This is a genomic window from Frondihabitans sp. 4ASC-45, assembly GCF_049472575.1.
In the GTDB taxonomy this organism is placed as follows: domain Bacteria; phylum Actinomycetota; class Actinomycetes; order Actinomycetales; family Microbacteriaceae; genus Frondihabitans.
On sequence record NZ_JBCEBN010000002.1, the window covers coordinates 420,275 to 444,850 of the forward strand.

General features: G+C 67.8%; 24 protein-coding genes. 7 read left to right on the top strand and 17 right to left on the bottom strand.

Annotated features, from left to right (window positions below):
* Nucleotides 1-9 precede the first annotated feature (9 nt).
* From glgA to VH571_RS05545, 3 genes are all read left to right on the top strand, one after another.
* Entirely contained in the window at nucleotides 10-1,191 is a 1,182-nt protein-coding gene (gene glgA / locus VH571_RS05535) for a glycogen synthase (protein ID WP_423263662.1), read from the top strand.
* A 67-nt stretch (nucleotides 1,192-1,258) separates the two neighbouring features.
* Complete coding sequence (locus VH571_RS05540; RefSeq protein ID WP_055957739.1) at nucleotides 1,259-2,041, top strand: ABC transporter ATP-binding protein; 783 nt, start codon at nucleotides 1,259-1,261, stop codon at nucleotides 2,039-2,041.
* A 229-nt stretch (nucleotides 2,042-2,270) separates the two neighbouring features.
* Complete coding sequence (locus VH571_RS05545) at nucleotides 2,271-2,522, top strand: type B 50S ribosomal protein L31 (RefSeq protein ID WP_055957737.1); 252 nt, start codon at nucleotides 2,271-2,273, stop codon at nucleotides 2,520-2,522.
* Between the two features lie 93 nt (nucleotides 2,523-2,615).
* On the opposite strand, the gene VH571_RS05550 is transcribed toward VH571_RS05545, so the two are convergent.
* From VH571_RS05550 to treS, 14 genes are all read right to left on the bottom strand, one after another.
* Nucleotides 2,616-4,121, bottom strand: coding sequence for a glycosyltransferase family 39 protein (locus VH571_RS05550; protein ID WP_423263664.1), 1,506 nt, complete (start codon nucleotides 4,119-4,121; stop codon nucleotides 2,616-2,618).
* Nucleotides 4,118-5,020, bottom strand: a complete 903-nt coding sequence (locus VH571_RS05555) for an HAD family hydrolase (protein WP_423263665.1) — start codon at nucleotides 5,018-5,020, stop codon at nucleotides 4,118-4,120. The genes VH571_RS05550 and VH571_RS05555 overlap by 4 nt, the downstream gene beginning before the upstream one ends.
* Nucleotides 5,017-7,530, bottom strand: coding sequence for a phosphoribosyltransferase domain-containing protein (locus tag VH571_RS05560; RefSeq protein WP_423263666.1), 2,514 nt, complete (start codon nucleotides 7,528-7,530; stop codon nucleotides 5,017-5,019). Before VH571_RS05560 ends, VH571_RS05555 begins: the two co-directional genes overlap by 4 nt.
* Nucleotides 7,527-8,690 (bottom strand): HpcH/HpaI aldolase/citrate lyase family protein, encoded by a 1,164-nt coding sequence (locus VH571_RS05565; protein WP_423263667.1) that lies wholly within the window; start codon nucleotides 8,688-8,690, stop codon nucleotides 7,527-7,529. Before VH571_RS05565 ends, VH571_RS05560 begins: the two co-directional genes overlap by 4 nt.
* Nucleotides 8,691-8,699: 9 nt before the next feature.
* The gene (locus tag VH571_RS05570) at nucleotides 8,700-9,437 is read right to left on the bottom strand and encodes a hypothetical protein (protein WP_423263668.1); all 738 of its coding nucleotides are present in this window, start codon (nucleotides 9,435-9,437) and stop codon (nucleotides 8,700-8,702) included.
* Nucleotides 9,438-9,439: 2 nt separating this feature from the next.
* On the bottom strand, nucleotides 9,440-9,991 hold the full coding sequence (locus VH571_RS05575; RefSeq protein WP_055957723.1) for a TerD family protein: 552 nt from the start codon (nucleotides 9,989-9,991) through the stop codon (nucleotides 9,440-9,442).
* The gene (locus VH571_RS05580) at nucleotides 9,991-10,500 is read right to left on the bottom strand and encodes a hypothetical protein (protein ID WP_055957722.1); all 510 of its coding nucleotides are present in this window, start codon (nucleotides 10,498-10,500) and stop codon (nucleotides 9,991-9,993) included. Before VH571_RS05580 ends, VH571_RS05575 begins: the two co-directional genes overlap by 1 nt.
* Before the next feature lie 94 nt (nucleotides 10,501-10,594).
* The gene (locus VH571_RS05585) at nucleotides 10,595-11,824 is read right to left on the bottom strand and encodes a toxic anion resistance protein (protein ID WP_423263669.1); all 1,230 of its coding nucleotides are present in this window, start codon (nucleotides 11,822-11,824) and stop codon (nucleotides 10,595-10,597) included.
* A gap of 46 nt (nucleotides 11,825-11,870) precedes the next feature.
* On the bottom strand, nucleotides 11,871-12,449 hold the full coding sequence (locus VH571_RS05590) for a TerD family protein (RefSeq protein WP_423263670.1): 579 nt from the start codon (nucleotides 12,447-12,449) through the stop codon (nucleotides 11,871-11,873).
* 162 nt (nucleotides 12,450-12,611) lie between these two features.
* Entirely contained in the window at nucleotides 12,612-13,193 is a 582-nt protein-coding gene (locus VH571_RS05595) for a TerD family protein (protein ID WP_055957713.1), read from the bottom strand.
* A 51-nt stretch (nucleotides 13,194-13,244) separates the two neighbouring features.
* A complete protein-coding gene (locus tag VH571_RS05600) occupies nucleotides 13,245-13,835 on the bottom strand; it encodes a TerD family protein (RefSeq protein ID WP_423263671.1) in 591 nt (196 codons plus the stop codon).
* A 61-nt stretch (nucleotides 13,836-13,896) separates the two neighbouring features.
* Nucleotides 13,897-15,033 carry a DUF475 domain-containing protein gene (locus tag VH571_RS05605; RefSeq protein ID WP_423263672.1) on the bottom strand — a complete coding sequence of 379 codons (1,137 nt, stop codon included), beginning with the start codon at nucleotides 15,031-15,033 and terminating at the stop codon, nucleotides 13,897-13,899.
* A gap of 92 nt (nucleotides 15,034-15,125) precedes the next feature.
* On the bottom strand, nucleotides 15,126-15,836 hold the full coding sequence (locus VH571_RS05610) for an exonuclease domain-containing protein (RefSeq protein WP_423263773.1): 711 nt from the start codon (nucleotides 15,834-15,836) through the stop codon (nucleotides 15,126-15,128).
* A 100-nt stretch (nucleotides 15,837-15,936) separates the two neighbouring features.
* A complete protein-coding gene (treS, locus tag VH571_RS05615) occupies nucleotides 15,937-17,685 on the bottom strand; it encodes a maltose alpha-D-glucosyltransferase (protein WP_055957706.1) in 1,749 nt (582 codons plus the stop codon).
* 145 nt (nucleotides 17,686-17,830) lie between these two features.
* Here treS and VH571_RS05620 point away from each other — a divergent pair, with 145 nt between their 5' ends.
* Nucleotides 17,831-18,745 carry an alpha/beta fold hydrolase gene (locus VH571_RS05620; protein ID WP_423263674.1) on the top strand — a complete coding sequence of 305 codons (915 nt, stop codon included), beginning with the start codon at nucleotides 17,831-17,833 and terminating at the stop codon, nucleotides 18,743-18,745.
* Nucleotides 18,742-19,842 carry a glycosyltransferase family 4 protein gene (locus tag VH571_RS05625; RefSeq protein ID WP_423263675.1) on the top strand — a complete coding sequence of 367 codons (1,101 nt, stop codon included), beginning with the start codon at nucleotides 18,742-18,744 and terminating at the stop codon, nucleotides 19,840-19,842. The genes VH571_RS05620 and VH571_RS05625 overlap by 4 nt, the downstream gene beginning before the upstream one ends.
* 85 nt (nucleotides 19,843-19,927) lie before the next feature.
* Here the strand turns inward: VH571_RS05625 and VH571_RS05630 are convergent, their stop codons facing one another.
* Together VH571_RS05630 and VH571_RS05635 are read right to left on the bottom strand one after the other, a co-directional pair.
* The gene (locus tag VH571_RS05630; protein ID WP_423263676.1) at nucleotides 19,928-20,566 is read right to left on the bottom strand and encodes a histidine phosphatase family protein; all 639 of its coding nucleotides are present in this window, start codon (nucleotides 20,564-20,566) and stop codon (nucleotides 19,928-19,930) included.
* Nucleotides 20,567-20,615: 49 nt separating this feature from the next.
* A complete protein-coding gene (locus tag VH571_RS05635; RefSeq protein ID WP_423263677.1) occupies nucleotides 20,616-21,470 on the bottom strand; it encodes a Sir2 family NAD-dependent protein deacetylase in 855 nt (284 codons plus the stop codon).
* Between the two features lie 74 nt (nucleotides 21,471-21,544).
* Here VH571_RS05635 and VH571_RS05640 point away from each other — a divergent pair, with 74 nt between their 5' ends.
* Together VH571_RS05640 and VH571_RS05645 are read left to right on the top strand one after the other, a co-directional pair.
* Nucleotides 21,545-22,372 carry a TrmH family RNA methyltransferase gene (locus VH571_RS05640; protein WP_423263678.1) on the top strand — a complete coding sequence of 276 codons (828 nt, stop codon included), beginning with the start codon at nucleotides 21,545-21,547 and terminating at the stop codon, nucleotides 22,370-22,372.
* Nucleotides 22,369-23,613 (top strand): D-alanyl-D-alanine carboxypeptidase family protein, encoded by a 1,245-nt coding sequence (locus VH571_RS05645; RefSeq protein WP_423263679.1) that lies wholly within the window; start codon nucleotides 22,369-22,371, stop codon nucleotides 23,611-23,613. Before VH571_RS05640 ends, VH571_RS05645 begins: the two co-directional genes overlap by 4 nt.
* 159 nt (nucleotides 23,614-23,772) lie before the next feature.
* Here VH571_RS05645 and VH571_RS05650 read toward each other — a convergent pair whose 3' ends face one another.
* Nucleotides 23,773-24,573 (bottom strand): SGNH/GDSL hydrolase family protein, encoded by an 801-nt coding sequence (locus tag VH571_RS05650; RefSeq protein ID WP_423263681.1) that lies wholly within the window; start codon nucleotides 24,571-24,573, stop codon nucleotides 23,773-23,775.
* Nucleotides 24,574-24,576 lie beyond the last annotated feature (3 nt).

Genomic DNA, 24,576 nt, shown 5'->3' on the forward strand with positions numbered 1-24,576 from the left:
GTAAGGGCCGTGCGAGTCGATGTGATTACCAAGGAATACCCACCCAACGTCTACGGGGGAGCGGGCGTCCACGTGACGGAGCTGGTCAAGGCCCTCCGTTCTTCCATCGACGTCGAGGTTCGAGCCTTCGGCGCGGCGGTCACCGAGAGTGGCACGACCGGCTACCCCGATCTTGCCGAGCTGGCCGACGCCAACGGCGCGCTCAAGACCCTCGGCGTCGATATCGCGATCGCCCAGGATGTCGCGGGTGCCGACGTGGTGCACTCGCACACCTGGTACGCCAACGCGGCTGGGCAGCTCGCCCAGATGCTGCACGGGGTTCCCCACGTTCTCACCGCGCACTCCCTCGAGCCGCTTCGCCCATGGAAGGCCGAGCAGCTCGGCGGCGGCTACCGCGTCTCGAGCTGGATCGAAAAGCAGGCCTACGAAACCGCCGACAAGGTCATCGCGGTCAGCGAGGGCATGAAGCGCGACATCCTCCGCTCGTACCCGTCGATCGACGAGACAAAGGTCGACGTCGTCTACAACGGCATCGACCTCACGTCATGGCGGCGCCTCGACGAGCCCGAGCTGGTCCGCTCGCTCGGCATAGACCCCGACCGCCCCGCCGTGGTCTTCGTCGGTCGCATCACGCGCCAGAAGGGCCTGCCGTACCTGCTGCGCGCGGCCAAGCTGCTCCCGGACGACGTGCAGCTCATCCTCTGCGCCGGAGCGCCCGACACCCCCGAGATCATGCAGGAGGTGACCGGCCTTGTCGAGGAGCTCCAGGCGGAGCGCTCCGGCGTCGTGTGGATCGAGCGCATCCTGCCGCGCGACGAGCTGTGTGCCGTCCTGTCGGCCGCGACGGTCTTCGTCTGCCCGTCGATCTACGAGCCCCTCGGCATCGTCAACCTCGAGGCCATGGCCTGCGGTCTCCCCGTCGTGGGTACGGCCACCGGCGGAATCCCCGAGGTCGTCGCCAACCAGCTCACCGGCTGGCTCGTGCCCATCGACCAGGCGACCGACGGCACCGGAACCCCGCTCGACCCGGAGCGCTTCGTGAACGATCTGGCCGCGACCCTGACCCATGCCGTGTCGGATCCTGGGCTGGCGGCTCTGATGGGCCGAGCCGGTCGTCTCCGCGCCGAGGCCGACTTCTCGTGGGGCGGCATCGCCGATCGAACCCTCGAGATCTACCGTTCGCTGCTCTGACGCCGATCGATCCATTACCTGTGGAATAGTGACGGCTTCGAGCACCCCCGTGGAATAGAGTTCTGTCATGGCCACCGTTTTGCAGCTCACCGATGTGTCCGTTGTTCGAGATGGCTCGCCGGTGGTCGATTCAGTGTCGTGGACCGTCGATTCCGACGAGCGCTGGGTCGTGCTCGGGCCTAACGGTGCCGGCAAGACCACGATCCTCCAGGTGGCGGCCGCGCAGACGCATCCGTCGTCCGGTGAGGCCGAGATCCTCGGTGAAGACCTCGGCAGCGTCGACCTCTTCGACCTCCGACCCCGCATCGGCTTCGCGTCGACCACGATCGCGCGAAGGATCCCGCCGAAAGAGAAGGTCCTCGACGTCGTTCTCACCGCGGCGTACTCCGTGACCGGCCGCTGGAACGAAGAGTACGAGGGCGTCGACGTGCGTCGGGCCCACCGTGTGCTCGACGAGTGGAAGCTCGGTCACCTCGCCGACCGGTCGTTCGGCGACCTCAGCGACGGCGAGCAGAAGCGAGTGCAGATCGCCCGTGCCGTGATGACCGACCCCGAGCTCCTCCTGCTCGACGAGCCCGCCGCCTCGCTCGACCTCGGTGCCCGCGAAGAGCTCCTCCGCATGCTCGGCGGCTACGCCTCGAGCGAGGGGTCGCCCGCCATCGTCATGGTCACCCACCACGTCGAAGAAATTCCGCGCGGCTTCACGCACGCGCTGCTGCTGGCCGGGGGCGAAGTGCGGGCGATGGGTCCGCTCGCCGAGGTGCTCACCGCGTCCACGCTGGGCGACACGTTCGGCCTCGAGCTCACCGTCGTCGAAGACGCTGGGCGCTACACCGCTCGCGCCGTCTAGGCGTTCTCGCCAAAAAGTGACGGGAATCGGCCAGAGCGACCTGGCGAGCCGCGTCACTTCGGCCGAACTGCGTCGGGAACCCCCGGCGGTCAGCGGACCCCGCGCATTAGCCGCAGCTCGGCTCGCCGCTCTTCGTCTGGTATCGTTAGAGGCTGTTTGCGGGCCTCACTGTGCCTGCACTCCCACGAGCTGGCAAAAACCAGTTCACCCCTAGCCTTTGAGGAACCCCATGAAGAACGACACCCACCCGTCTTACAACCCGATCGTGTTCCGCGACCTCGCCTCGGGTGAGACCTTCCTCACGCGCTCGACCGTCACCAGCAGCAAGACCATCGAGCTCGACGGCGTCGAGTACCCCGTCATCGACGTCGAGATCTCGTCGGCCTCGCACCCGTTCTACACGGGCAAGCAGCGCATCATGGACAGCGCCGGCCGCGTCGAGAAGTTCAACCAGCGCTTCAAGAACTTCGGCAGCAAGTAGGCCCGAGCGCCTCACGCTTCGCACAGCGCCCCGTTTCTGCTTCGGCAGTCACGGGGCGTTTCTGCGTCTGCGGGGATCGCCCAATGCTCGTCCTCACGCTCGGCGGTCGAGCCGGTACAGGGTGTCGCGATGCAGCCCCACGGTCAGCGTGACGCGGTACCCGAGGCGTTCCAACTCGGCGAGCTGGTTCGGGCGGTCGCCCGAGAGCCCCCGGTAGTCGACGAACCAGACCCGGCCGTCAGTAGCCCGGAGCGCTGCGGCCGACGCTTCGATCGATCGCGTCACATCACGCATTCCCGAGGTCTGGGCGTACGGCGTCTTCAGGGCGACGTCGACGAGCCCGGCGAAATCGCTCCGGTAGAGGTACTTCACCGCACGGGGCTTGCGGGAGTTGCCGACGTCGTCGTCGAACACGATCGCGTCGCCGGGGCGAACCCGCTCGCCCACTGCCCGGGCGACCTCGGCCCAGTCGCTGCCACCGTCTTGAGCGAACGGTTGTCGCTGTGCGACGTACACGGGAAGCACCAGCACCGCGAGCCCGACGACGACGACCGTGTGAACCGCGAATTGGCGGGTGATCGTCGAGATGCCCAGAGCCATCAGCAGCGCCACGAACGGCGTCGCGAACGAGAGGTAACGCGTCGTATAGATCGGCGCGACGAGCGCGTTGACGACCGTGAGAATCAGCATCGGCACGAACACCGTAGCCGTGGAAAGCGCGAGCAAAGACGGTGCGGCGTCGTGCGCACGAGCATGTCGCCGACTCTCCACGACCCCGACGACGAGGGCCACGGCGATCGCCGACCAGCCGAAGACCGCTACCGGAGAACTGCCGAACCACTGCGTCACGACGAGCGTGTGCAGGGTGACCGCCTGCTCGTCGCCGAGGAAGCTGATCTGGTTGCGTTGCCCGATGGCGAAGCCGATGACGGGGCCGGCGAGCAGGATCCCGAGGAGCGTGAAGCGGATCCAGCGTGCCGGCTCGACCACCGCGCTTCGCCCCCTCTGCCGCCCCCGCCACAGCCACGGCACGACCACCGCGACTGCCAGCGCCGGAAGAAGCAGTCCCAGATAGAGGAAGATGCCGATGCTGGTGGCAAGGGCAAGCGAATACGCGAACCAAACACGTGGCCGAAGCCCCGGTCTGCGGAGCAGGTGGACGATCAGCACCACGAGCCAGACCGCCGCGGCGGCGCTCAAGGCATACGAGCGGGCCTCGCCGCCCATGAAGGTGACTCGGGGCAGCACGAGGAACACCGCGCCGGCGATGGTTCCTATTCGACGGCTACCGAGCCGATCGCCGAGAACGACGACCCCCGCCGCCGCGAACCCGACCGCCACCGCGCTCGGCAGCCGGAGGGCGATCATCGACTGCCCGAACGCATCGATCCAGACGTGCATGAGGGCGTAGTAGACACCGTGGACGGCATCCACCGTCGGCAGCATTCGCGCGAGAGAGAGCCAGGGCCGATCCGCCGACAGCACGGTCGCCGCCTCGTCGCCCCAGGGCGACGGCACCCACGAAAACGCGAACGAGACGAGAAACGCCACGACGCCGAACAGAGCCGGCCGCGCGACGCGGTGAAGCCGCGGTGTCACCGGGCGACCGAGGGCACTCCCGCTGCGACGTCGGCGCGGAGGCGGGAGACGATCTCCTCTCCCGCACGAACACCCCTCGCCTCGGTCACGCCGAGGTGCGGCCGAGCAACCCCGAGATCGTGCAGCTCGCCGTGCGCGGGCCGATAGGCGACATCGGCGAAGTCGAGCAGGTCGAGATCGAGTAGCGAGTCTCCGGCCGCGAGAACTCGGCTCGCCCCCACCCGCGACGCGACCTCGGCGATGGCGGCGCTCTTGGTCAGCGGTGCCGGCACCAGATACAGCTTCCGCCCCTGAAGCGAGACCGTCCAGCCCCGTCGTTCGACCTCTGTCGTGAGGGTCGCAAGACTCTCGGCTGCAGCGGTGCCCTCGATCAGCTGGTCGCGCTGCACGATGGCGTACACGAAGTGGTCTTCCGCACGAGAGAACCGAAGGATCCAGCCATCGTCGTGAGGATCGGGCAGCAGCGCTTCGACCTCGCCGAGCGGAGCACACCGCCCCTCGAGGCGCCGCTTCACGGTGTCGGCCCAGTCGCCGTCGGGCTCACCGTGATGGAGGAGAACCCCGCCGTTTGTCGTCACCGCGTACTCGAATCGGACGGTCGGCAGGCGAACGCGTCGAAACTGAGCCACGGTGCGGGTGGTGACAGGTACGAAGACGACCTCGGCGGCGAGGGCGGCGAGCTGCTCTTCTGCCGCCCGCGTCATGAAGGAGAGGGGCTCGCCCTGGTAGATCTCGCTGACGGTGAGCAAGGGAGCATCGAGGTCGAGCGCGCTGCGGTCGGACGCGCTGCCGTCGGACGCCGAACTGCCGACTCCCGCACTCGTCTCGTCGAGGTGCAGTGCTCGTGCCGAGTAGATGAGAGTGCGGTCGAGGTCGGACGCGACGAGATCACCACTCACAGCGCACCCTGGGCGGGGTCGAGCGAGTCGCTGGCCAGCGGACGGATGAGACCGACGCAGCTATAGGGGAGCCCCTCGACGTGAACGACTTCGACACCCCGTTGCTCAGCCAGAAGCAGCACGTGCGCGACCTCGTCGAGGGCGTCGGGCCTCACCAGGATCTTCCACGGCACCCGCCGCAGCAGCACGCGAGTGGTCTCGCCGACACCCGGCTTCACCAGGTTGACATCGTCGAGGCCGTACTCCTGCTGGAGGCGCTCGACCGTGGCCCAGCCCTCCCAGGTGGGGGTCCGGTCGGTGGCCAGGAGATCGATCGCTGCGGCAGCGGCCTCGGCGTGGACCGCGGCGAAGTGCTCCGACACCGTGTCGAGAAACTCGCCCGAGACGTCGTCGGCCGCAAGCTCGGAGTAGAACTTCGCACCGTGGAACTCGCCCGGGCCGATGAGCCGCTCGCTGAACACGGTCCGTGACACGAGCCCCGAGACCGTCGAATTGAGGCACGCGGAGGGAATGAGGAAGTCGTCGCGGGTGCCGAAGACAGGTACACAGTGGCCGGGGTCGGCGAGCACGACGAGGTCGTCGGAGAAGCGCGGGCCGCCCGCCGCCGCATAGTCGTCGAGAGCTGCGGTCAGCTCGCGCGCGATCGCGCCTTTGCCGGTCCAGCCGTCGACGAAGACGACGTCGGCGGGGTCGTGGTGGTCTGCCAGCCAGTCGAGCGCTGTCGTGTCGATACCGACACCACGGACGATGCTCATCGTGTAATGATCGACACCGATCGATCTCGACCGTTCGATCCAGCGCTTCATGAGGATGCCGATCGGCGTCCCCGCGCGAGCCAACGAGACCAGCACCGGTGGCCGCTCGCGGCCGTCGAGCACCATCTCGGCCGCCACTCCGACAGCGAGAGCCACGCGGCGGGCCGACCGCTCCAGAGCGTCGGCGTAGAGCGCGCGGTATTCGGGCGAGGGGACGTACTCCTGCGGGAGCGACTCGGCGTAGTGTGCTCGCCCTGACTGGATGGCCGCCTCGCGGTCGGCCGAGGGCGCCTCGAGAGCGATACCGCCGAGGTCTTGCAGCAACCAGCCGACCTCGTCGGCACGGTACGACCCGAACGAGGGGCCGCGGAGGGGTCTCGCGCCCTCCTCGTCGACGGGTGCGCTGACGGTCACGACGACGACCTCGTCGCAGGCGGTGGCGAGCACGTCGAGCACGGCGGCGAGGTCGTGGAGCGTGACACCGGGCTCCGGCACGAGCACGATCTGCTCGAAGCGTCGACCGCCGGGCGTCAGGTTGTAGGCGAACCGTGGGCCGGGGCCGTCGATCGTCTCGTCATGCGAGGGGAACGAGTGCACCGAGCGGATCGCGTAGTCGTCACGGTCGATCGCCGCGATCGGCGAGCGGGTCGTCGACGAGAACAGCACTCCGGTTCGACGAGTGTCGAGCAGGGCTGCGACCTCGAGCGGGAACGCCATGAACTCCTCGGTCCCGAGCACCAGGGTCGACGCTGGGGTCGACTCTCGCGAGCTCGCCTCCACCGCATCGGCCACCACCCGAGCGACGGCTCCGTCAGAGCGATCCCGGTAAGAGGCGCCCGAGCGGTCGGGAGCCAGCACCCCGACGACAGGAGCCTCGAGGATCCGCGCCAACCCCCGCTCACCGGCGGGCACCGGGGCGGTCTCGACAGTCTCGGCCACCCGCTCCGCCGCGGCTGCAGCAAACCCGTCGGGAATCCGGACGGCGCCGCTCCCGAGCGACACGACGTCGATTACGGTGTCGAGTTCGTGCTCGAGCTCGGTGAATCGCGCACGATCGGTCTCGGAGCGGAGGTCGACCAGAGCGGCGACGACGACGCGCCGGGGAGCGGCCAGGGCGTGGATTTCGCGGATCGTGTTGATGATCGTCGACCCCGTACTGAGTTCGTCGTCGACGAGCACGAGGGTGCTCCCGGGCCGAAGCCAGCCCTCGTCGGTCGGCACGATCTGATGGCGGGTGGCATGCGAGTGCGCTTCGTCGAAACCGCCCACCGGGCGGTCGCCGGGGGACGATCTCCGGGTGGAGTGGATGTAATAGCTCCCGACCTGATCGGCTACCAGGCGCCCGAGACCGGTCGCCGTCTCGGCGTAGCCGAGCGCGACCGCGTCGGGCACGACCACCTCGGCGCCCCGGAGCAGACGGCGGAGTGCAAGCAGCTCGTCGCGAGCCGGCCTCGGCGTCGCTAAGGCCTCTGCGAGCTGCCGTGATGCATCGGCGACGAGGCCCGGCTCGGCAGGCTGCCCGAGCTGCTCGGCGACGAGGGTGCCGAGGAGAGCGCCCGCGCTCTCGACGAGAAGCGGGGGAGTCGGCACGTGCTTGGCGAGAACGGTGGAGACCAGCAGGTGAGCGCGGCGGGGATTTCGACGGAGCGCGACACCGACCAGGGCATCGACGGGAACGACGCTGTTCGCCGGATCCTGGTCGATATCGAGCCCTAACTCGTCTCTGACGTAGGAGCCCGTCCAGGTGCGGATCACAGCATGCTCGCTTCGAGGAAGTCGACGAACGTCGCCTCCGGGGAGGCCACGCCGAAGGCATCGGCGCGCAGCAGAGTCTTCTCGGCCCACATCTGGTGCGGTTTCATCTCGTTCATCTTGTTTCTGTAGGGGGAGGCGGCTACTCCGGCCGACCCGGGGGCAGTGATCGCGACGGCGTCGAGATACTCCTCGTGGCTGATCACCGAGAGCGCGTGCACGAGCGGAACGTGCGAGGGGTGGATGACGGTCTTGCCGAGCAGGCCGTTGGCGTGGTCGAGCGTGATCTCACGGAGCAGGCCGTCGTAGTTCTTGACCAGCAGCTGGCGGCGGAGGTTCTCTTCGTGGGCCTCGGCGAACGGCGTGAGGCGAAGCTGCGGGCGCAGGAGGCGCTCCGTGTCGGCGTAATGCTCCCAGACCGGGCCCGTGATGGTGAATCCGTCGCTGCCGCGGCCGAGGATGTTGACGATGTCACCGATCACGGAGGCCACGACGTTGACGTCGTAGATGGTGAGGTCGCGCGAGCGCCGCAGGCCGAACACGCTCGAGAGGTCGGTCGTGCCGATGCGAACGGCCAACACGTCGTCGCGGTTCGCCTGCAGCAGGCTCGCGATGTCCGAGAGCACGCGCGTGCGCGACTCCGCATGGATCATGGCCGGCGACTCGAGGATCGGCATGATCCGAAGCGACCCGGCTCGGGCCGGCCGAGCGGACTGAACCTCGTGCAGGGCATCGAGGAAGGCCTGCCCGTAGCCGTCGTCGTTGTGGAATTTGGGCACGACGAAGCCGGCGAGGCTTCCGATAGCGTCACCCGCGCGCTCGGCCAGCATCGTGATCTGCGCGGCGGTCCGCACCCGCACGAAGAGAAGCGGGAGGCCGTTGCGACCTTCGAGGTCGCGCAGGGCCTGCACCACGTTGTCTTCGGCCACCGGCACGACATCGTCGGCGATGCTGTCTTCGAGGCAGAGCACCATGCTGATCGCGCCGCGCGCCGTCTGCCGGATCACCGACCCTGCGAGGTCTGGTCGATCACCCGGGGTGTACAGCGTCGCACCGAGCGCCGTGCTGAGCAGACGGGCGGGCGATGCGGTCGTCAATTCGACGGGCTGCCGGTGGAAGAGCCGAGATCGGTAGTCGTCGCTCAGGAACGAGAAGTGGCGCATCCTTGATTCTCAGGTATCTCGGCTGAGAAAGTCGAACCGCTCCGCGACCTCGAAGCCGAACTCCGCGTGAACGGCAGACGACGAATTTCCCCTCGAGGCGCTCGCGACCCGGAGTTCGATGACGCCGTCGATGACGAGGAGCAGCACCACCGTCGGCCCGGCGCCGTCGCTCGACGCCGTCACGACCGAACCGTCGACCAGCCGGATGCCCATGCTGCGGCCCGAACCACCGACGAACAGCGCGCGACGCAACTCGCGGACGTGCCGGAGAGTCACCGCGGCCAGATCGCCGTGGAAGCCCACGAGAGGGCGATTGCCGGCGGTCATGACGACGGTGCCGGTTGTCTCACCCGAGACCGCGGCCGTGCCCGAGACGAGGGCGGTCGACTCCCAGACGACCTCCGTCGCCCCCTCCACGAGGAGCGTGCCGATCGACGACCGCAGCAGGTCGAGACGGGCGACCGGGCTCTCCGCGTCGAGTTCAGCGCGACCCGACACGGCGGGAGCGGGAAAGAGGCGGGAGCGGGTGGAGCGGCTCGGAGTGCGGAGCGGGGGCCTCGGCGGGGCCGCGGGCGGAGCGACGCGGGTTACAGGGGCCGTGCGGGACGGGGCCGAACGGACCACGGGGTGCGACATCGCGGGAGAGGCGGGGCGAGCGGCAGGGGGCGCGGGCGGGGTCGGGGGAGTGACGGCGGGCCGGATCCTGCGCTTCAGAAACGGGAGGTCGTGACGAACGGGCGAGGTCACGGTCAGATCGAGACGTCGAAGTCTTTGGCGACCCCGGTGAGGCCGGTACGGTACCCCTGGCCCAGCGCCCGGAATTTCCACTCGTCGCGGTGGCGGTACAGCTCGCCGAACAGCAGCGCGTTGATGGCCTTGTCGTCGATGGTCGAGAGGTCGAAGCGAACCAGCTCGGACCCGTCGCGTCGAGCGACCCGGATGTGCGCCGACCGTACGGAGGCGAAGCTGCCGGGGCCACGCACGTCGGGGTCGACGTACACGATGAACATGATCGTGTCGACGGCCGGCGGCACGTGCGCGAGGTCGACGTCGATCTCGTCGTCGTCGTCGTCGCTGAGGAACGCCACAGAGGCGTCGGCCGATTCGATCTGGTTGAAGTAGACGAGGTGCTCGTTCGAGAGAGCTTTGCCGTCGGCGCCGAGGAGCAGCGCCATGGCCGTCAGTTCGGACTGTGGGCCGCGGCTGGGGATGACGTCCCAGCCGAGGCCGACCACGACCTCGTCGAGGCCGGGGTTTTCGGCGGTGAGCGCGGCATTGCCGCCGGCGACGATGCTCGCCATCAGGCGTTCTCGGAGGAGGGCGCGAGCGTGAGCTCGGGTCCGTCGAACTTGGCGGCGAGAAACCGGCCGTGCGTGGACAGCTCGGCGATCGCTCCGGTGCGGATCTGGTTGAGCAGATCGCGGATGGTCTCTTCGAGCAGAGTCAGCTGGTCGACGAGGATCCCGGTGGCCCTGCTCGACTCCCGACGATCGTCGCTGGGAAGCGCGAGGTAGGTGTGCACCGGCGTCGGCAGATAGTCACCGACCATCGCGTCGAGCAGGTATCGCTGCTCCGTCGACGCGTCTTCGGAGGCCGCCGCATCGACGACCACTCCGAGCAGATCGGCGATCTGGCCGAGCTGCGACGAGACCAGGGTCGGCAGGTCTCGGCCCGACCGGCGTACCAGAGCCTGGAAGTCAGCCAGTGCCCGGGCGGTGCGCTGCGCCTCGGTCTCGACGGCCTCGGCGGGTCGGGAGTCGTCGACCGGCACGGCTGGCCGGCCGAAGATCGCCTCGACGAATCGCCGCATCAGCGCCTCACCTCTCTGCCGTCATTTCTCGTGCTGTTCTCTCTTCTGCGCCAAGCCCCCGACGCTGAGCGGACTCTCGGCGCCGGGCCGGGCTTCAGGAGCGACCGGTGCCGATGGCGCCGGGCTCCGTGCCCTCGCTCTGACGGCTGCGCTCGAGATAGGGCCGAGCACGCTGGATACCCGTCTCGAGGGCTGCGACTGTTCCGGCCATGTTCGTGGCCGCCTGGGCGCGGAAAGTGTCGATCGAGTCCATCGTCGCGAAGACGTTGTCGAATGCCTTCTGCAGCGTCTCGACGCTCACGCCCGAGCTCGACGCCTGCTCGTGAATCCGGGTCGTCTGATCGCGCAGCATCTCGCTCGTCTGCAGGATCATGTTGTTGGTCGTCGTGTTGATGGCGTCGATCTGATCGAGCACCATCTTCTGGTTGGCCAGCGCCTGAGCGACGACGACGGCCGTGCGCAGGGCCGCGATGGTCGTGGTGCGTGCCCGGTCGACGCCCTTGATGAGCTCGACGTTGTTCTTGCGAATGAGGTCCATCGCGAGATAGCCCTGCACCGAGACGGCGAGCTGCGTCAGGATGTCTTGGTGCCTCTGGCGCACGGTGAACAGCACGTCGGATTCGAGCTTCGAGGCCTCGTCGATCTTGCCCGACGAGCGCATCGCGTCGATCTTCTCAACGGTGGCCGCGTCGAGGGCCTTGGCGAATACGGCGTACTCGCTCAGCTGCTGCATCGTCTCCCACAGCTGAACCTTCTCGCCCGCGAGCGACGCGTTGTCTTTGAGGAGCTCGTCTTGACCCGACATGAGCGACTTGATGATCGCGTCGAGCTGGGTCTGAGCCGACTCGTACTTCTGGAAGTACTTCGCCAGCTTGTTGCCACCGGGGATGAAGCCGAGGATCTTGCGACCCACGCCCAGGTCAGCCTGATTCGGCGTGAGGTCTTCGACTGTCGACCGGAGATCACCGAGTGTTGCGGCGACCTTCACCTGCGAGCTCGACCCGCTCCGCTTCGACCCCGCCACGGAGGTCGAGGAGCGTTCCAGCATGCGCGACGAGAACGACCCCGAGGTCGTCATCTCGGTGCTGGCGATCGCGGAGATGCCCGCCACCTTCTCGGTGAACTGCGGGGACCGAGGATCCATGGAAGCCACCTCGGCGACGAACTCTCGCGCCTGCCGCTGAATCTCGGTCTGACGCTCAGCCGGCACGGGAACCATGCCCGGCGCGTCGTCTGCTGTGACGATCTCGGGTGCGTCGGGAGCGCGCAGCACCAGACCGGCTTCGCCGCCGGTGTCTTCAGGGGGAGTGAGGGGAGTGGCCACGGGGGAATCCTCGTCGAATGGAAGGGATCGGGAATGGGCGGGCGTATTAGCCCAGGTTGACGCCGAAGTCGGCTGCGATGCCGGCGAGGCCGGTCGTGTAGCCCTGGCCGACGGCCTTGAACTTCCACTCCGAACCGTTGCGGTAAACCTCGGCGAAAACCATCGCGGTCTCGGGCGCTGCATCTTCGCTCAGATCGAAGCGAACGATCTCGGTGTTGTCTTGGTCGACCACGCGGCAGTACGCGGCTCGCACCTGACCGAAGTTCTGGCGACGCTCGTCGGCCTTGTCGATCGAGACCGCGATGACGACGCGCGTCACGTCGGGCTCCACGTTCTTGAGGTCGATCATGATCTGCTCGTCGTCGCCGTCGCCCTCACCCGTGCGGTTGTCGCCGAGGTGCTCGACCGAGCTGTTGGCCGACTTCTTCTGGTTGTAGAAGATGAAGTCGGCGGACGAGCGGACCTTGCCGTCGGCGCCGACGAGCAGGGCAGAGGCGTCGAGATCGAATTCTTCGCCCGAGGTAGTGCGGGGATCCCAGCCGAGGCCGACGGTGGCGACGGTGAGCCCGGGGCTCGTCTTGGTGAGCGAGAGGTTGTTGCCCTTTTCGAGCGTGAGTCCGGCCATTTCGAGTGCTCCTTCGAGGTGCTGATGGTCTGTGTCTCGACGAGCGTCGGATCGCTCGTCGGCCTGAGTGGCTAGTTGCGCTGTGCTGGGTCGTGGGGCTGTGCTGGCTAGTGGAGCTGGCCCAGCTAGCGGGGCTTGCCTGGCTGGTGGTGCTTGCCAGAGCTAGTCGAGGACTATGCCGAAATCGGTCGCGATTCCGCGCAGGCCCGTCACATAACCCTGGCCCACGGCCCTGAATTTCCACTCAGCGCCGTTCCGGTAGATCTCGGCGAAGATCATCGCGGTCTCAGCGGCGGCGTCTTCGCTGAGGTCGTACCGGACGATCTCTTGCTGGCTGTCTTCGTTCACGACCCGGCAGAAGGCGTCGCGCACCTGGCCGAAGTTCTGCCCGCGCACGTCTCCCTGATCGATGGTGACCGTGATGACGATTCGCTGGACGTCGGCCTCGACGAGCGACAGGTCGATGAGGATCTGCTCGTCGTCTCCGTCGCCGAGGCCCGTGCGGTTGTCACCCTGGTGGATCACCGACCCATTGGGAGTCTGCAGCTGGTTGTAGAAGATGAAGTCGTCATTCGACCGCACCTTGCCGTTGGCTCCGATGAGGAGGGCCGATGCGTCGAGGTCAAACTCCGCCCCGCTGGTCGTCCGGGGGTCCCACCCGAGGCCGATCATGGCGCGCTTGAGCCCCGGATCCGCTTTCGTCAGAGAGAGGTTGTTGCCCTTGGAGAGCGACAGGCTGGCCATGGTGATCCTTTCGGCGGAAGGGGTTCGACTGGTGTGACGCGGATGCCCGCGCTAGAGCGCCTGGGCGGCCGGGGCGATGAGGTCGAGGACGGAGCGCCCGGCGGCACGATTGCCGACGGCCGTGAACTTCCAGCCCGCGCCCTCGCGAGACACCTTCGCCATCACCATCGCCGTGTGTGTTCCCGCGTCGGTGAGCTCGAACCGGACGACCTCCGGTGAGCCGGCCGTCGAGTCGTCGACCAGGCGGCAGAACGCGTTCTGCACGAGATCGAACGTCTGGCCGCTGTAGCTGGAGATGACGAAGACGATCTGGGCGACGGCGGGCGACACCTTCGTGAGGTCGACGAGGATCGTCTCGTCGTCTCCGTCGCCGGCACCCGTGAGGTTGTCGCCGGTGTGCTGAGCGGAGCCGTCGGTGCTCTTGAGCTGCTTGAACCAGATCTTGTCGAGCGGCTGCCCGGCCTGGTCGAAGTAGATGGCCGACGCGTCGAGGTCGACTTCGGCGGCCTTGCCACGGCCGAAGATTCCACGCTTGACGGGTGCCGCGCTGTCCCAGCCGAGGCCCATGCGGACTTTGCTGAGTGCACCGCCGTCGGACTTCGTGAGTGACAACGACTGACCCTTGGAGAGGCTCAAACCCATGACGTGATCTCCTTCGATTGGTGGTGCGGGGGAGTCGGCGGTCGGCCGACCGGATGTTCGACTAGACGGAGACGGACTCGACCGAATGGTCGGCCGCCTCGGCGAGGCGTCTGTTGCGCATCACCGAAGTGATGAACGCGGCGAGGATGAAGAGGACTCCGATGAGGCCGGTGACCACTTCGCTGACCTCGGTGGTGATCGTGACGAGCAGGATCACCGAGAGGGCACCGATCGCCCAGTGGGCGCCGTGGTCGAGGTAGACGAATTCGTCGAGTGTGCCCTGACGGACGAGGAACACCGTAAGCGACCGGACGAAGATGGCGCCGATGAGGCCGAGACCCAGGGCGATGATGATCGGATCGGACGTGATGGCGAACGCCCCGATGACACCGTCGAAGGAGAACGACGCGTCGATCACCTCGAGGTAGAGGAACAGGAGGAACGCGGCCTTGCCGACGACCTTGCCGAGTTCGCGATTGCCTCCGCCGACCTTGGCGGCCCGCTTGTCGATGGAATCGGCGTCGAGTTCGCTCTCACCGTTCTCTTCTTCGACCTCGTCGTCACCGACGTCGAAGAGATCGCCGAGCCCGTTGACCAGGAAGTAGAGGATCATTCCGGCGATACCGGCGATGAGCACGATCGTCTGCTTGTCGCCTGCGGCCAACGACGCGGCGACCAGACCAGCGAGCCCGACGATCACGGAGGCGGCGTTGATCTGACCGATTTTGGCCAGCGGCTTCTCGAGGAAGCCGATCCAACGGATCTCACGCTTCTCGAACATGAAGTCGAGAAAGATCATCAGCAGGAAGATGCCACCGAACGCGGCGATCTGCGGGTGGGCGTCGTGGAGGATGTACGCGTACGTGCCGGGTGTCTCGATCGACCCCTTTTCGAGCGCCAGCTTCACGGCCTCGACCGGGTTGAGGCCCGAGGTGACGGACACGATGACGAGGGGGAACAGGATCCGCATGCCGAGGACGGCGATGAGGATGCCGACAGTCAAGAAGATGCGCTGCCAGAACGGGCTCATGCGCTCGAGGATGCGAGCGTTGACGACCGCGTTGTCGAAACTGAGACTGATCTCGAGAACACCGAGAATCGCCGCCAGGGCGAGGGCCGATGGCCCGCCGTAGAGGAATGCGATGGCTAGGGCGAGGACGGTGATCACGAGCGACCAACCGAAGGTCTTCAGGAACAAGGCTTGTGGCCCCCAAGGGATCGCGCTGCTGTCGGAACGTATTTCGCTCCTACATCGATATTACTGAACCGCGTCTGAGAGACGCGAGCCGTCTAGCGGGACGGCCAGGAACCGGACGCCGTGAAGGTGGGGTCGGTGCGCCGCTTGAACTCTTGGAAACTGGCCGCCTGGTCGCGACACCAGCCCACCTGCAGGGTATGGAGGTCGGGTGCCGGCACGTCGAGCGTGGCCTGGTGTTTGCGGGCCATGGCCTGTGCGACGCGGCCGGCAGCGACCGCGTCGGCACCGGCGTCGTGGGCGTCGGTCAGCGAGACCTCGTAAAACTGGGCGGCCGCCTCGAGCGTCCGCTTGCCCTTGCGGTACTTGTCGACGGCCTTGTCGATCACGAGCGGATCGACGACGCACCCATCGACCAGGGCGTCGGCCAGTGGCTCGAGACCGTGGCGACGAGCCTCACGGTCGAGCACGGTGAGGTCGTAGGGCGCGTTGTAGATGACGAGGGGGATGCCTCGCAGGAAGACGGCGCGAATAGCCGCGATGATCTCGGCGACGACCTCGACTGCGGGCCGCCCCTCGGCCTGCGCGCGCTCGGTCGTGATGCCGTGCACGGCGGAAGCCTGCGACGGGATCTCGACGCCGGGGTCGGCGAGCCATTCGCCAGCGGCGATCGACGCCCCGGTCGAGTCGATCACGCCGACGTGCGCCGTGACGATGCGCGCCGTCTCGACATCGATACCCGTGGTCTCGAGGTCGAACACCCCGAGGCCGTCCCACCAGCGGACGGGGACCGGCCCGATCTCCACGTCTCCGGCGACCGCACCGACGGCGGCACCGGCTTCGTCGCTCGAACCGGAACCGTCGATCGCTGCATCACTCACGCGAGAAGCCTAGAGCCAGCCACCGTCAGCCCTGGGCAGACACCGCCGCCTGGTCATCCGTGGTCGCGGTATCCGGCCCACCGACGTGCAGCCAGAAGAACGCCTGGGTGCCGAGAGTGAGTGTCACTTCGCCCTTCTCGTCGAACGACGGGAACTGCCCCCCGCCGAACAGGTCGAACAACGTCCGGCCTGCGAACTGCGGCGCCGAAACCGTGACCGAGGTCGGGTTGTGCGCGAACGAGAACACGCAGAGGATGTCTTCCGCCGAGTCGCCGAACTGCGTTCCCGATCCGGCGTACGAGCGTACGAAGGCGAGGGTCGACTCGTGGTTGGTCGGAAGCACGTCCAGGGTGCCGAGCCCGAAGGTCGGGTGCGCCTTCCGCACGTGGATCACGTTGCGGATCCAGTGCAGGAGAGACCGCGACTGCGCGAGCTGGCTCTCGACGTTCACGAGCGTGTAGTTATACACGAGCGACTGGATCGTCGGCAGGTAGAGCTTTCCCGGGTCGGCGGTCGAGAACCCGGCGTTGCGGTCGGGCGTCCACTGCATCGGTGTGCGCGAGGCATCGCGGTCGTTGAGCCAGATGTTGTCGCCCATGCCGATCTCGTCGCCGTAGTAGAGGAACGGCGAGCCCTTGAGGGCGAAGAGGAGGGCGTGGGCGAGCTCGAGCTCGGCGCGCGAGTTGTCGAGCAGCGGAGCGAGGCGCCGCCGGATCCCGATGTTCGAACGCATTCTCGGGTCGTAGGCGTACCAGCCGTACATGGCCTGGCGGTACTCCTCGCTGACCATCTCGAGGGTGAGCTCGTCGTGGTTGCGAAGGAACACCCCCCAGCCGGCGCTCTCGGGCACGTCGGTCGTCTCGGAGAGGATCCGGGTCAGCTCGCCGGCATCCTGCGAGCGCAGCGAGTAGAAGATGCGCGGCATGACCGGGAAGTCGAAGGCCATGTGGCATTCGGGCTCGTCTTCGGTGCCGAAGAAGGCGGCGACCTCGCGGGGCCACTGGTTGGCCTCGGCGATCATGATGCGACCGGGGTACTCCTCGTCGATCATGGCGCGGAGCTTCTTGACGAACTCGTGCGTGGCTGGCTCGCCCTCGCCGTTGCCCTCTTCGGACTGATACAGGTAGGGGATCGCATCCAGTCGGATCCCGTCGACTCCGAGGTCGAGCCAGTGCCGGATGACGTCGTAGATCGCCTCGTGCACCTTCGGGTTCTCGTAGTTGAGGTCGGGCTGGTGCGAGAAGAAGCGGTGGAAGAAGAACTGACGGCGGACGGGGTCGAACGTCCAGTTGCTCTCTTCGGTGTCGACGAAGATGATGCGGATGTTCTCGTACTTCTCGTCGGTGTCGCTCCAGGTGTAGAAGTCGCCGTAGGGACCGTCGGGGTCTTCTCGCGACTGCTGGAACCAGTCGTGCGCGTCGGAGGTGTGGTTGATCACCATGTCGATCACGATTCGCATGTTGCGCTCGTGCGCCTTGGTGACCAGGTCGCGGAACTCGTCGAGCGTGCCGAACTCGGGCAGGATCGCCTTGTAGTCGGAGATGTCGTAGCCACCGTCGCGGAGGGGCGATTGGAAGAAGGGCGGCATCCAGAGCGCGTCGATGCCGAGCCACTGGAGGTAGTCGAGCCGCGACGATAGACCGGCGATGTCGCCCGCGCCGTCACCGTTGCTGTCGACGAACGAGCGGACCATCACCTCGTAGAAGACGCTTCGTCGATACCACTGCGGATCGAGGGTGAGTCCGGGCGTTTGGATGGGGGCAGTAAAGCTCACCGTTCTCCTTGCGACTGTGCGGGTTGGGCTGACCGGGTATCGGCACGCGAACGCGTTTGCAGCGGTCCTTCTACTCTAGGGCGGGCGGTCGCCCACCCGCCCAAACTCGCCCACTCGCCGAAACTCGCCTGCCTAGACTGAACGCGTGCCTGAACCGAGAGTCCCCTCGCCCTATGCCGACCGGCTCGGAGCCATTCCCACCGAGCGAGGCCTCGTCGAGGTCGGGGGTCGAGCCGCGCACTACTGGGTGTATGGCGATGCCGCCGCACCGACCACGATCGTGGCGGTCCACGGCTTCCGTGGCGACCATCACGGCCTCGAACCCGTAGTCGCCTTCCTCGCGGGGCCCGATGCTCCCGGCGAGCGCGTCCGGGTGATCTCGCCCGATCTGCCGGGCTTCGGCGAGTCCCAGGCGCTGACGGGTCGCGAGCACAGTGTCGCTACCTACGCCGAATGGCTCCGCGGTTTCCTCCGGGCTCTCGACCTCGGCCCCGAGACGGTCCTGCTCGGTCACTCCTTCGGGTCGATCGTGTCGAGCGCCGCGTGTGCCTCGGGGCTCGACGTCGCGAAGCTGATCCTGGTCAACCCGATCGCCGCGCCCGCGCTCTCGGGGCCCCGCGGCGTGCTGACGAGGCTCGCCGTCTTCTACTACTGGGCGGGCGCGCGGCTGCCCGAGCGGGCGGGGTATCGGATCCTCGGCTCCCGTCTCGTCACCCGGATCGCCAGTCTCGCCATGGTCAAGACCAAGCAGAGCGCGTTGCGGGCCTGGGTGCACGACCAGCACGACGTCTACTTCTCGCGATTCGCCTCGAGGCAGGTGGTGCTTGAGGCGTTCCGGGCGTCGGTGTCGAGTGACGTGTCTACGTACGCGCGCGACATCCGTGTGCCGGTTCTGCTGGTGGCCGCCGATCGCGACGACATCACGGCGCTGCCCGCGCAGTACGAGCTGCAGACCCTGTTCGCCGATGCCCAGCTCGACGTGATCCGCGGGGTCGGGCACCTGATCCACTACGAGAAGCCCCGCGAGGCGGCGGTCGCGATCCAGGACTTCCTCCGATGACCCGCACCTCCACCGCTGCGCTCCACCTCGTCGTCGACTGCCGCTACGTGCGGGTGGGTCGACACGACGGCATCAGCCGATTCACCGCCGGGGTGGCATCGGCTCTCGTTCCGCTGGCGCGTGCCGCAGGGCACGACGTGACGCTGCTGGTCAACGACGTCCGTCAGCTCGACAAGCTGCCCGAGGCGCCCCACCAGCTCGTCAGCGCCCCCACGAGCCCGAGAGAACCCCTGGTGGCCCGCCAGGTCAACCGGGTGAAGCCCGAAGTCGTATGGTCGCCCATGCAGACGATGGGCTCGTTCGGACGTCGATACCGGCTCGTGCTGACCCTGCACGACCTCATCTACTACACCAACCGCACACCCCCGCCCGAGTTCGCGCTGCCGATCCGTTTGCTCTGGCGGCTCTACCACCTCGCCTGGTGGCCGCAGCGACTCTTACTGAACCGGGCCGACGAGATTGCGACCGTCAGCGAGACCACCGCGGCCGAGATCGCGGCACACCAGCTCACGTCGAAGCCGGTGACGGTGGTGTACAACGCGGCCGACCCGCAGACGGCGGAACCGAGGATCCAGCCCACCGCCCGCAACCTGGTCTACATGGGCAGCTTCATGCCTTACAAGAACGTCCGGTCGCTCGCCCGAGCCCTGCTCCGCCTCGACGGGTACCGCCTGCACCTCATGAGCCGGGTCTCCGACCGCGAGCGCGAAGAACTCGAACGCCTCGCCCCACCCACATCGCTGGTGTTCCACGACGGGGCGAGCGACGAGGAGTACCGCGACGTGCTGCTGGGCGCCACGGCGGTCGTCACAGCCTCGAAGGCCGAGGGCTTCGGCATTCCGGTCATTGAGGGCATGGCACTCGGAACTCCCGCCGTCATCAGCGACATCCCGATCTTCCGTGAGGTCGGCGGGGAGGCGGCGCTCTACTTCGACCCCGACTCGCCGGCGTCGATCGCGGACGCCGTGCTGAAGCTGGCCGAGCCGGGGGAGTGGGCGCGTCGCTCCGAAGCGTCGGTCGCGCAGGCCGCCCTGTTCAGCTGGGAGTCGTCGGCGACGACGCTGCTCGAGGTGCTGGAGCGGGTCGGTCGACGCTAGCCCGGCAGCGAGCTGACGCGGATCGGCCGAACCGACGCGGCGCGCCACGTCGCTCTGGCTGATCCGCGTCGGATCGCGGCCCCCGCTACGCGTCGGCGCGACCCTCGAGCGCGTTCTGGTACTCAAACGAGTAGCGGCCCGCGGCCTCCGACTCGACCTCGATCGGATCGTCGAACGCGATCAGTGACAAGGCGCCGTCGATCACGTCGAACGAGTGGATCGACCCGTTGCGGATCGGCACCGAACGATCGGCCGACGTCTCGGGTGAGATGTGGTTGACGATGGCGCGGATCACGGCGCCGTGCGTCGCAACCACGACGGTCTCTCCGGGGTGACGCTCGGCGATCCCCAGCAGGGCGGCCTCGACCCGGGTGCGAAGCACACTGCGACGCTCCCGACCGGGCACCGGCGCATCATCGGGAAAATTCAGCGCGATGTCTTCGAACGTGAACCCTTCGGCCTCGCCGTAGTTCCGTTCGATCATTCCGGGGTCGATCTCGGGCTCGGCGAGCCCGAGGTGGCTCGCAATGATCGAACCCGTCTCGAGCGCACGGGAGAGCGGGCTCGCGACGACGCGGTCGAACGAGCGGCGGGAGAGTAGGCGGGCGGTGTCGAGGGCTTGGGCCCGGCCCGTGTCGTTCAGGGGGATGTCGGTCGAGCCCTGGATCCTTCTCGCCCTGTTCCAGTCGGTCTCACCGTGGCGGACGAGGTAGAGCCGTGTCATGGGGGAGTCCTTCGTGTCGGCGGGGCCGTGCAACCACCCCTCGACGGGACTACGCGTCGATGAGCCGCTCGGCCAGGGCTGCCAGCGTCTCTGACGCGCCGGCACTCAGCTTAACCGCGGCGCGCGCGTCGCCCTTCGTGACGCCCCGGTTGACGATGACGACCGGGGCCTTCTTGCGGAGGGCCGTCTCGAGCAGCCGAATGCCGGAGTTGACCACGAGGCTCGACCCCGCGATGACGAGAGCGTCAGCCGACTGCACCATCGCCCGGGCCTCGGCGAACCTCTCGACCGGCACGAACTCGCCGAAAAAAACCACGTCGGGCTTCAGCACACCCGAGCACACGGTGCAGACCGGCAACACGAAGGCGTCGATGTCGTCGACGTCGACATCGCCGTCGGGGTTCAGGCGGATCTCGTCGGGACGCTCGAGCCAGGGATTCGCCTCGGCCATGCGCTGCGCGACCGTCTCGCGCGCGAACGCCTGACCGCAGGTGAGGCAGACGACCCGGTCGACGGTGCCGTGCAGATCGACGACACGCGAGGATCCCGCCCGCAGGTGCAGGCCGTCGACGTTCTGCGTGACGACACCGTTGGTGACACCGGCCTGCTCCAGTGCGGCGAGCGCGCGGTGGCCGTCGTTCGGGCGGGAGGCGGCGAAGTGGCGGTAACCGAGGTGGCTGCCGGCCCAGTAGCGCTTCTGGAAATCGGTATCGCCCTTGAACTGCTGGAAGGTCATCGGGCGACGCACCGGCGCACCCTCGCCGCGGTAATCCGGGATCCCCGAATCGGTCGACACCCCCGCGCCCGTGAGCACTGCGAGGCGACGCCCCCGGAGGACGCGCACGGCCTCATCGAGCGTGGCTGCTCCGTCGGTCGAGCTGTCGGGCGTGGCGGCTTGCGCCATAGGTGGGGCTCCTCAAAGGCGGGTGACGTTAGCCTAAACGCGTTCTCTTGCCGTTTTGTTTCCGGGAGCCCTCCTTGCGCGTCACCCGCATCACCGACCTCGACTCCGCCGAGCTCGCCGACTACTCCCGCCTCACCGACGTGGCCCTGCGCCGCAAGACCGAGCCCGAGGGCGGCCTGTACATCGCCGAGTCGTCGAAGGTCATCGCGCGCGCTCTCGCCGCCGGCCACGTGCCCCGGTCGGTCCTCCTGAGCGAGAAGTGGCTAGGCGACATCGAGCCGCTCGTGGCCGACTACGACGGGCCGATCTTCGTCGGTGAGTCCGACGTGCTCGAACGACTGACCGGCTTCCACCTGCACCGCGGGGCGCTCGCCGCAATGCACCGCCCCGAGCTCCCCAGCGTCGAGTCGGTACTCCAGGGCGCCCGGCGCGTCGTCGTGCTCGAAGACATCGTCGACCACACGAATGTCGGGGCCATCTTCCGCGCGGTGGCGGGGCTCGGGGCCGACGCCGTCCTCGTCACACCCCGTTCGGCCGACCCGCTGTACCGCCGCAGCGTCCGCGTCTCGATGGGCACGGTGCTGCAGGTGCCGTGGACCAGGTTGCCCGACTGGCCGGAGGGGGCGGACGTGCTGCGCAAGGCCGGCTTCGACATCGCCGCCCTGGCGCTCAGCGACGACGCGGTCACCCTCGACGAGTACGCCGCTCGGGCTCCCGAGAAGATCGCGATGCTGTTCGGCACCGAGGGCGACGGACTGTCGCACCGGGCGCTCGAGGCCGCGACCACGGTCGTCACGATCCCCATGCTCCACGGCGTTGACAGCCTTAACGTCGCCGCGGCCTCGGCGGTCGTGTTGTGGGCACTGCGCCCAGGCGCGGCGCGGCCCGGGGCGCAGGCGTGAGCCGGGGAGCGCGGGGCCGCGGGTCGGCGCGTCGTCCGCACTACGTGAGGCGCCGGATCCTGACGATTCTCGCCCTGGCGGTCGTCGTGGCCGTCGGCGTCTACGTTCCGGCCACGCTGCTCGCCCCGATTGCTCCGGCCTCGGCGACCGTCACGAAATTCACCGCACCGGCCGAGAAATCGCTGTCGCTGTCGTTCCCGTCGTACGGCGCGACCGCCGTCGAGGCCGTCGGATTCACCGACAGCCTGAAGACCTCGGGCGACGCCAAGCCGCGCTCGATCGCCTCCATCTCGAAGATCGTCACCGCACTCGTGGTGCTCGACAAGAAGCCCCTCGACGGCTCTCAGGGCCCCAAGATCACGTTTACGGCCTCCGACCACGCGCTGTATGCGCGCTACCTGACCCAGAACGGCGAGGTGGCCGACATGCCGACGGGTCTGACGCTGACCGAACGTCAGACTCTGCAGGTCGCCCTGATCAAGTCGGCCAACAACTACGCGAGCGCCCTCGCCTACTGGGCCTACGGCTCCAACGACGCCTTCGTCGACGCCGTCTCTGCCTGGCTGGAGAAGAACGGCCTCGACCACACCCGACTCGTCGAGCCGACCGGCCTGAGCGCCGCGAACCAGTCGACGGCGACCGATCTCGTCAAGATCGGAAAGCTCGCTCTCGCCAACCCCGACGTGGCGAAGATCGTGTCGACGAAGTCGGTCGAGATACCGACGGTCGGCACGGTCGAGAACTCCAACAAGCTGCTCGGCATCGACTCGGTCGTCGGAATCAAGACCGGCACCCTCGACGAGGCCGGCGCCTGCCTGCTCTTCGCCTCGCGCGAGACCATCGAGGGCAAAGAGGTCACCGTCATTGGCGTGATGCTCGGTGGAGTCGACCACGACTCACTCGACGCCGACATCCAGAAGCTCCTGGCGAGCGTGAAGTCGGGGTTCCAGACCGTGACGGCCGTCACCGAGGGCACCGCGTTCGGCACCTACGCGACCGAGTGGGGCGCGAATGCGCACGCCGTGGCCTCGAAGACGGTGTCGAAGCTCGTCTACGGCAAGGCAACGGTGAGAGCCGTCCCGTCGCTCGACCCCGTCACGGAGGCGTCGACCGGAGACCGGGCCGGAATCCTCGAGGTCACCATCGGCGAGACGACGACGACCGTGCCGCTCGAGCTCGACCACCCGATTCCGGCGCCCGACGCGTGGTGGCGGCTGACGAACCCGTCGCTGGTCTTCTAGCCGCGCTGCAGGCGTCGCGGCTGCGGCCGGGCGGTGACCTCGCGCGGATCGGCCGATGTCACAGCGCCGCGGCGCACGAGGTCGGCCGAAACTCGTCAGGTCGCAAGGCTGGTCGCTGGTCGCTGGTCGCTGGTCGCAGCCGGTGGCGGCTGCTCGCGCCTACTGCTCCCGGTTCGTGCTCTCGCGGTACAGCACCGCGACAGCCTCCGGCCGCTTCGGCCCGAGCCCGTCGCCCGACGACTGGTGGCGCACCCGGCGCAGCACCCACGGCACCAGGTACTCGCGCGCCCAGCCCATGTCTTCGCGGCGCGCCACGCGCCACAGGCGACGATCAGGATCCGGCAGCACGTACTCCTGCAGATCGTTCTCGACAGCCAACGACGCCAGGACCATCCGGGCGATCCGGTGGTGCCCGAGAGGAGAGAAGTGCAACCGATCGGGAGCCCACATGCGGCTGTCGGCGAGCTCGCGGAGAGCCCACATGTTCGCGACGACGGCGTCGTGCCGGAGAGCGATGGCCTGCACGTTCTCGTTGTAGATCGCGACCTTGCCGCGAATGCGCCCGAGCACGGGAGTAGCCCCGATGTCGGGCCCGTTGAAGAGCACGACCGTCGCCCCCTGAGATGACAGCGTCGCGACGAGACCCTCGAGTCGGGAGGCGACCTCATCGGGGTCGGTGCCGGGGCGGATGATGTCGTTGCCGCCGGCCGAGACCGTGATGAGGTCGGGCCGGAGGTCGAGAGCGGCCTGGGCCTGCTCGTCGATGATCTGCTGCAGCAGCCGCCCGCGGATGGCGAGGTTGGCGTACGCGAAGTCGTCGACCGTCGACCCGAGCACCTCTGCGACGCGGTCGGCCCAGCCTCGATGCCCGCCGGTCGACCCCGGATCCGGGTCGCCGATTCCCTCGGTGAAGGAGTCGCCGATCGCGACGTAGCGGGACCACGGGTGGGCTTGTGTCATGCA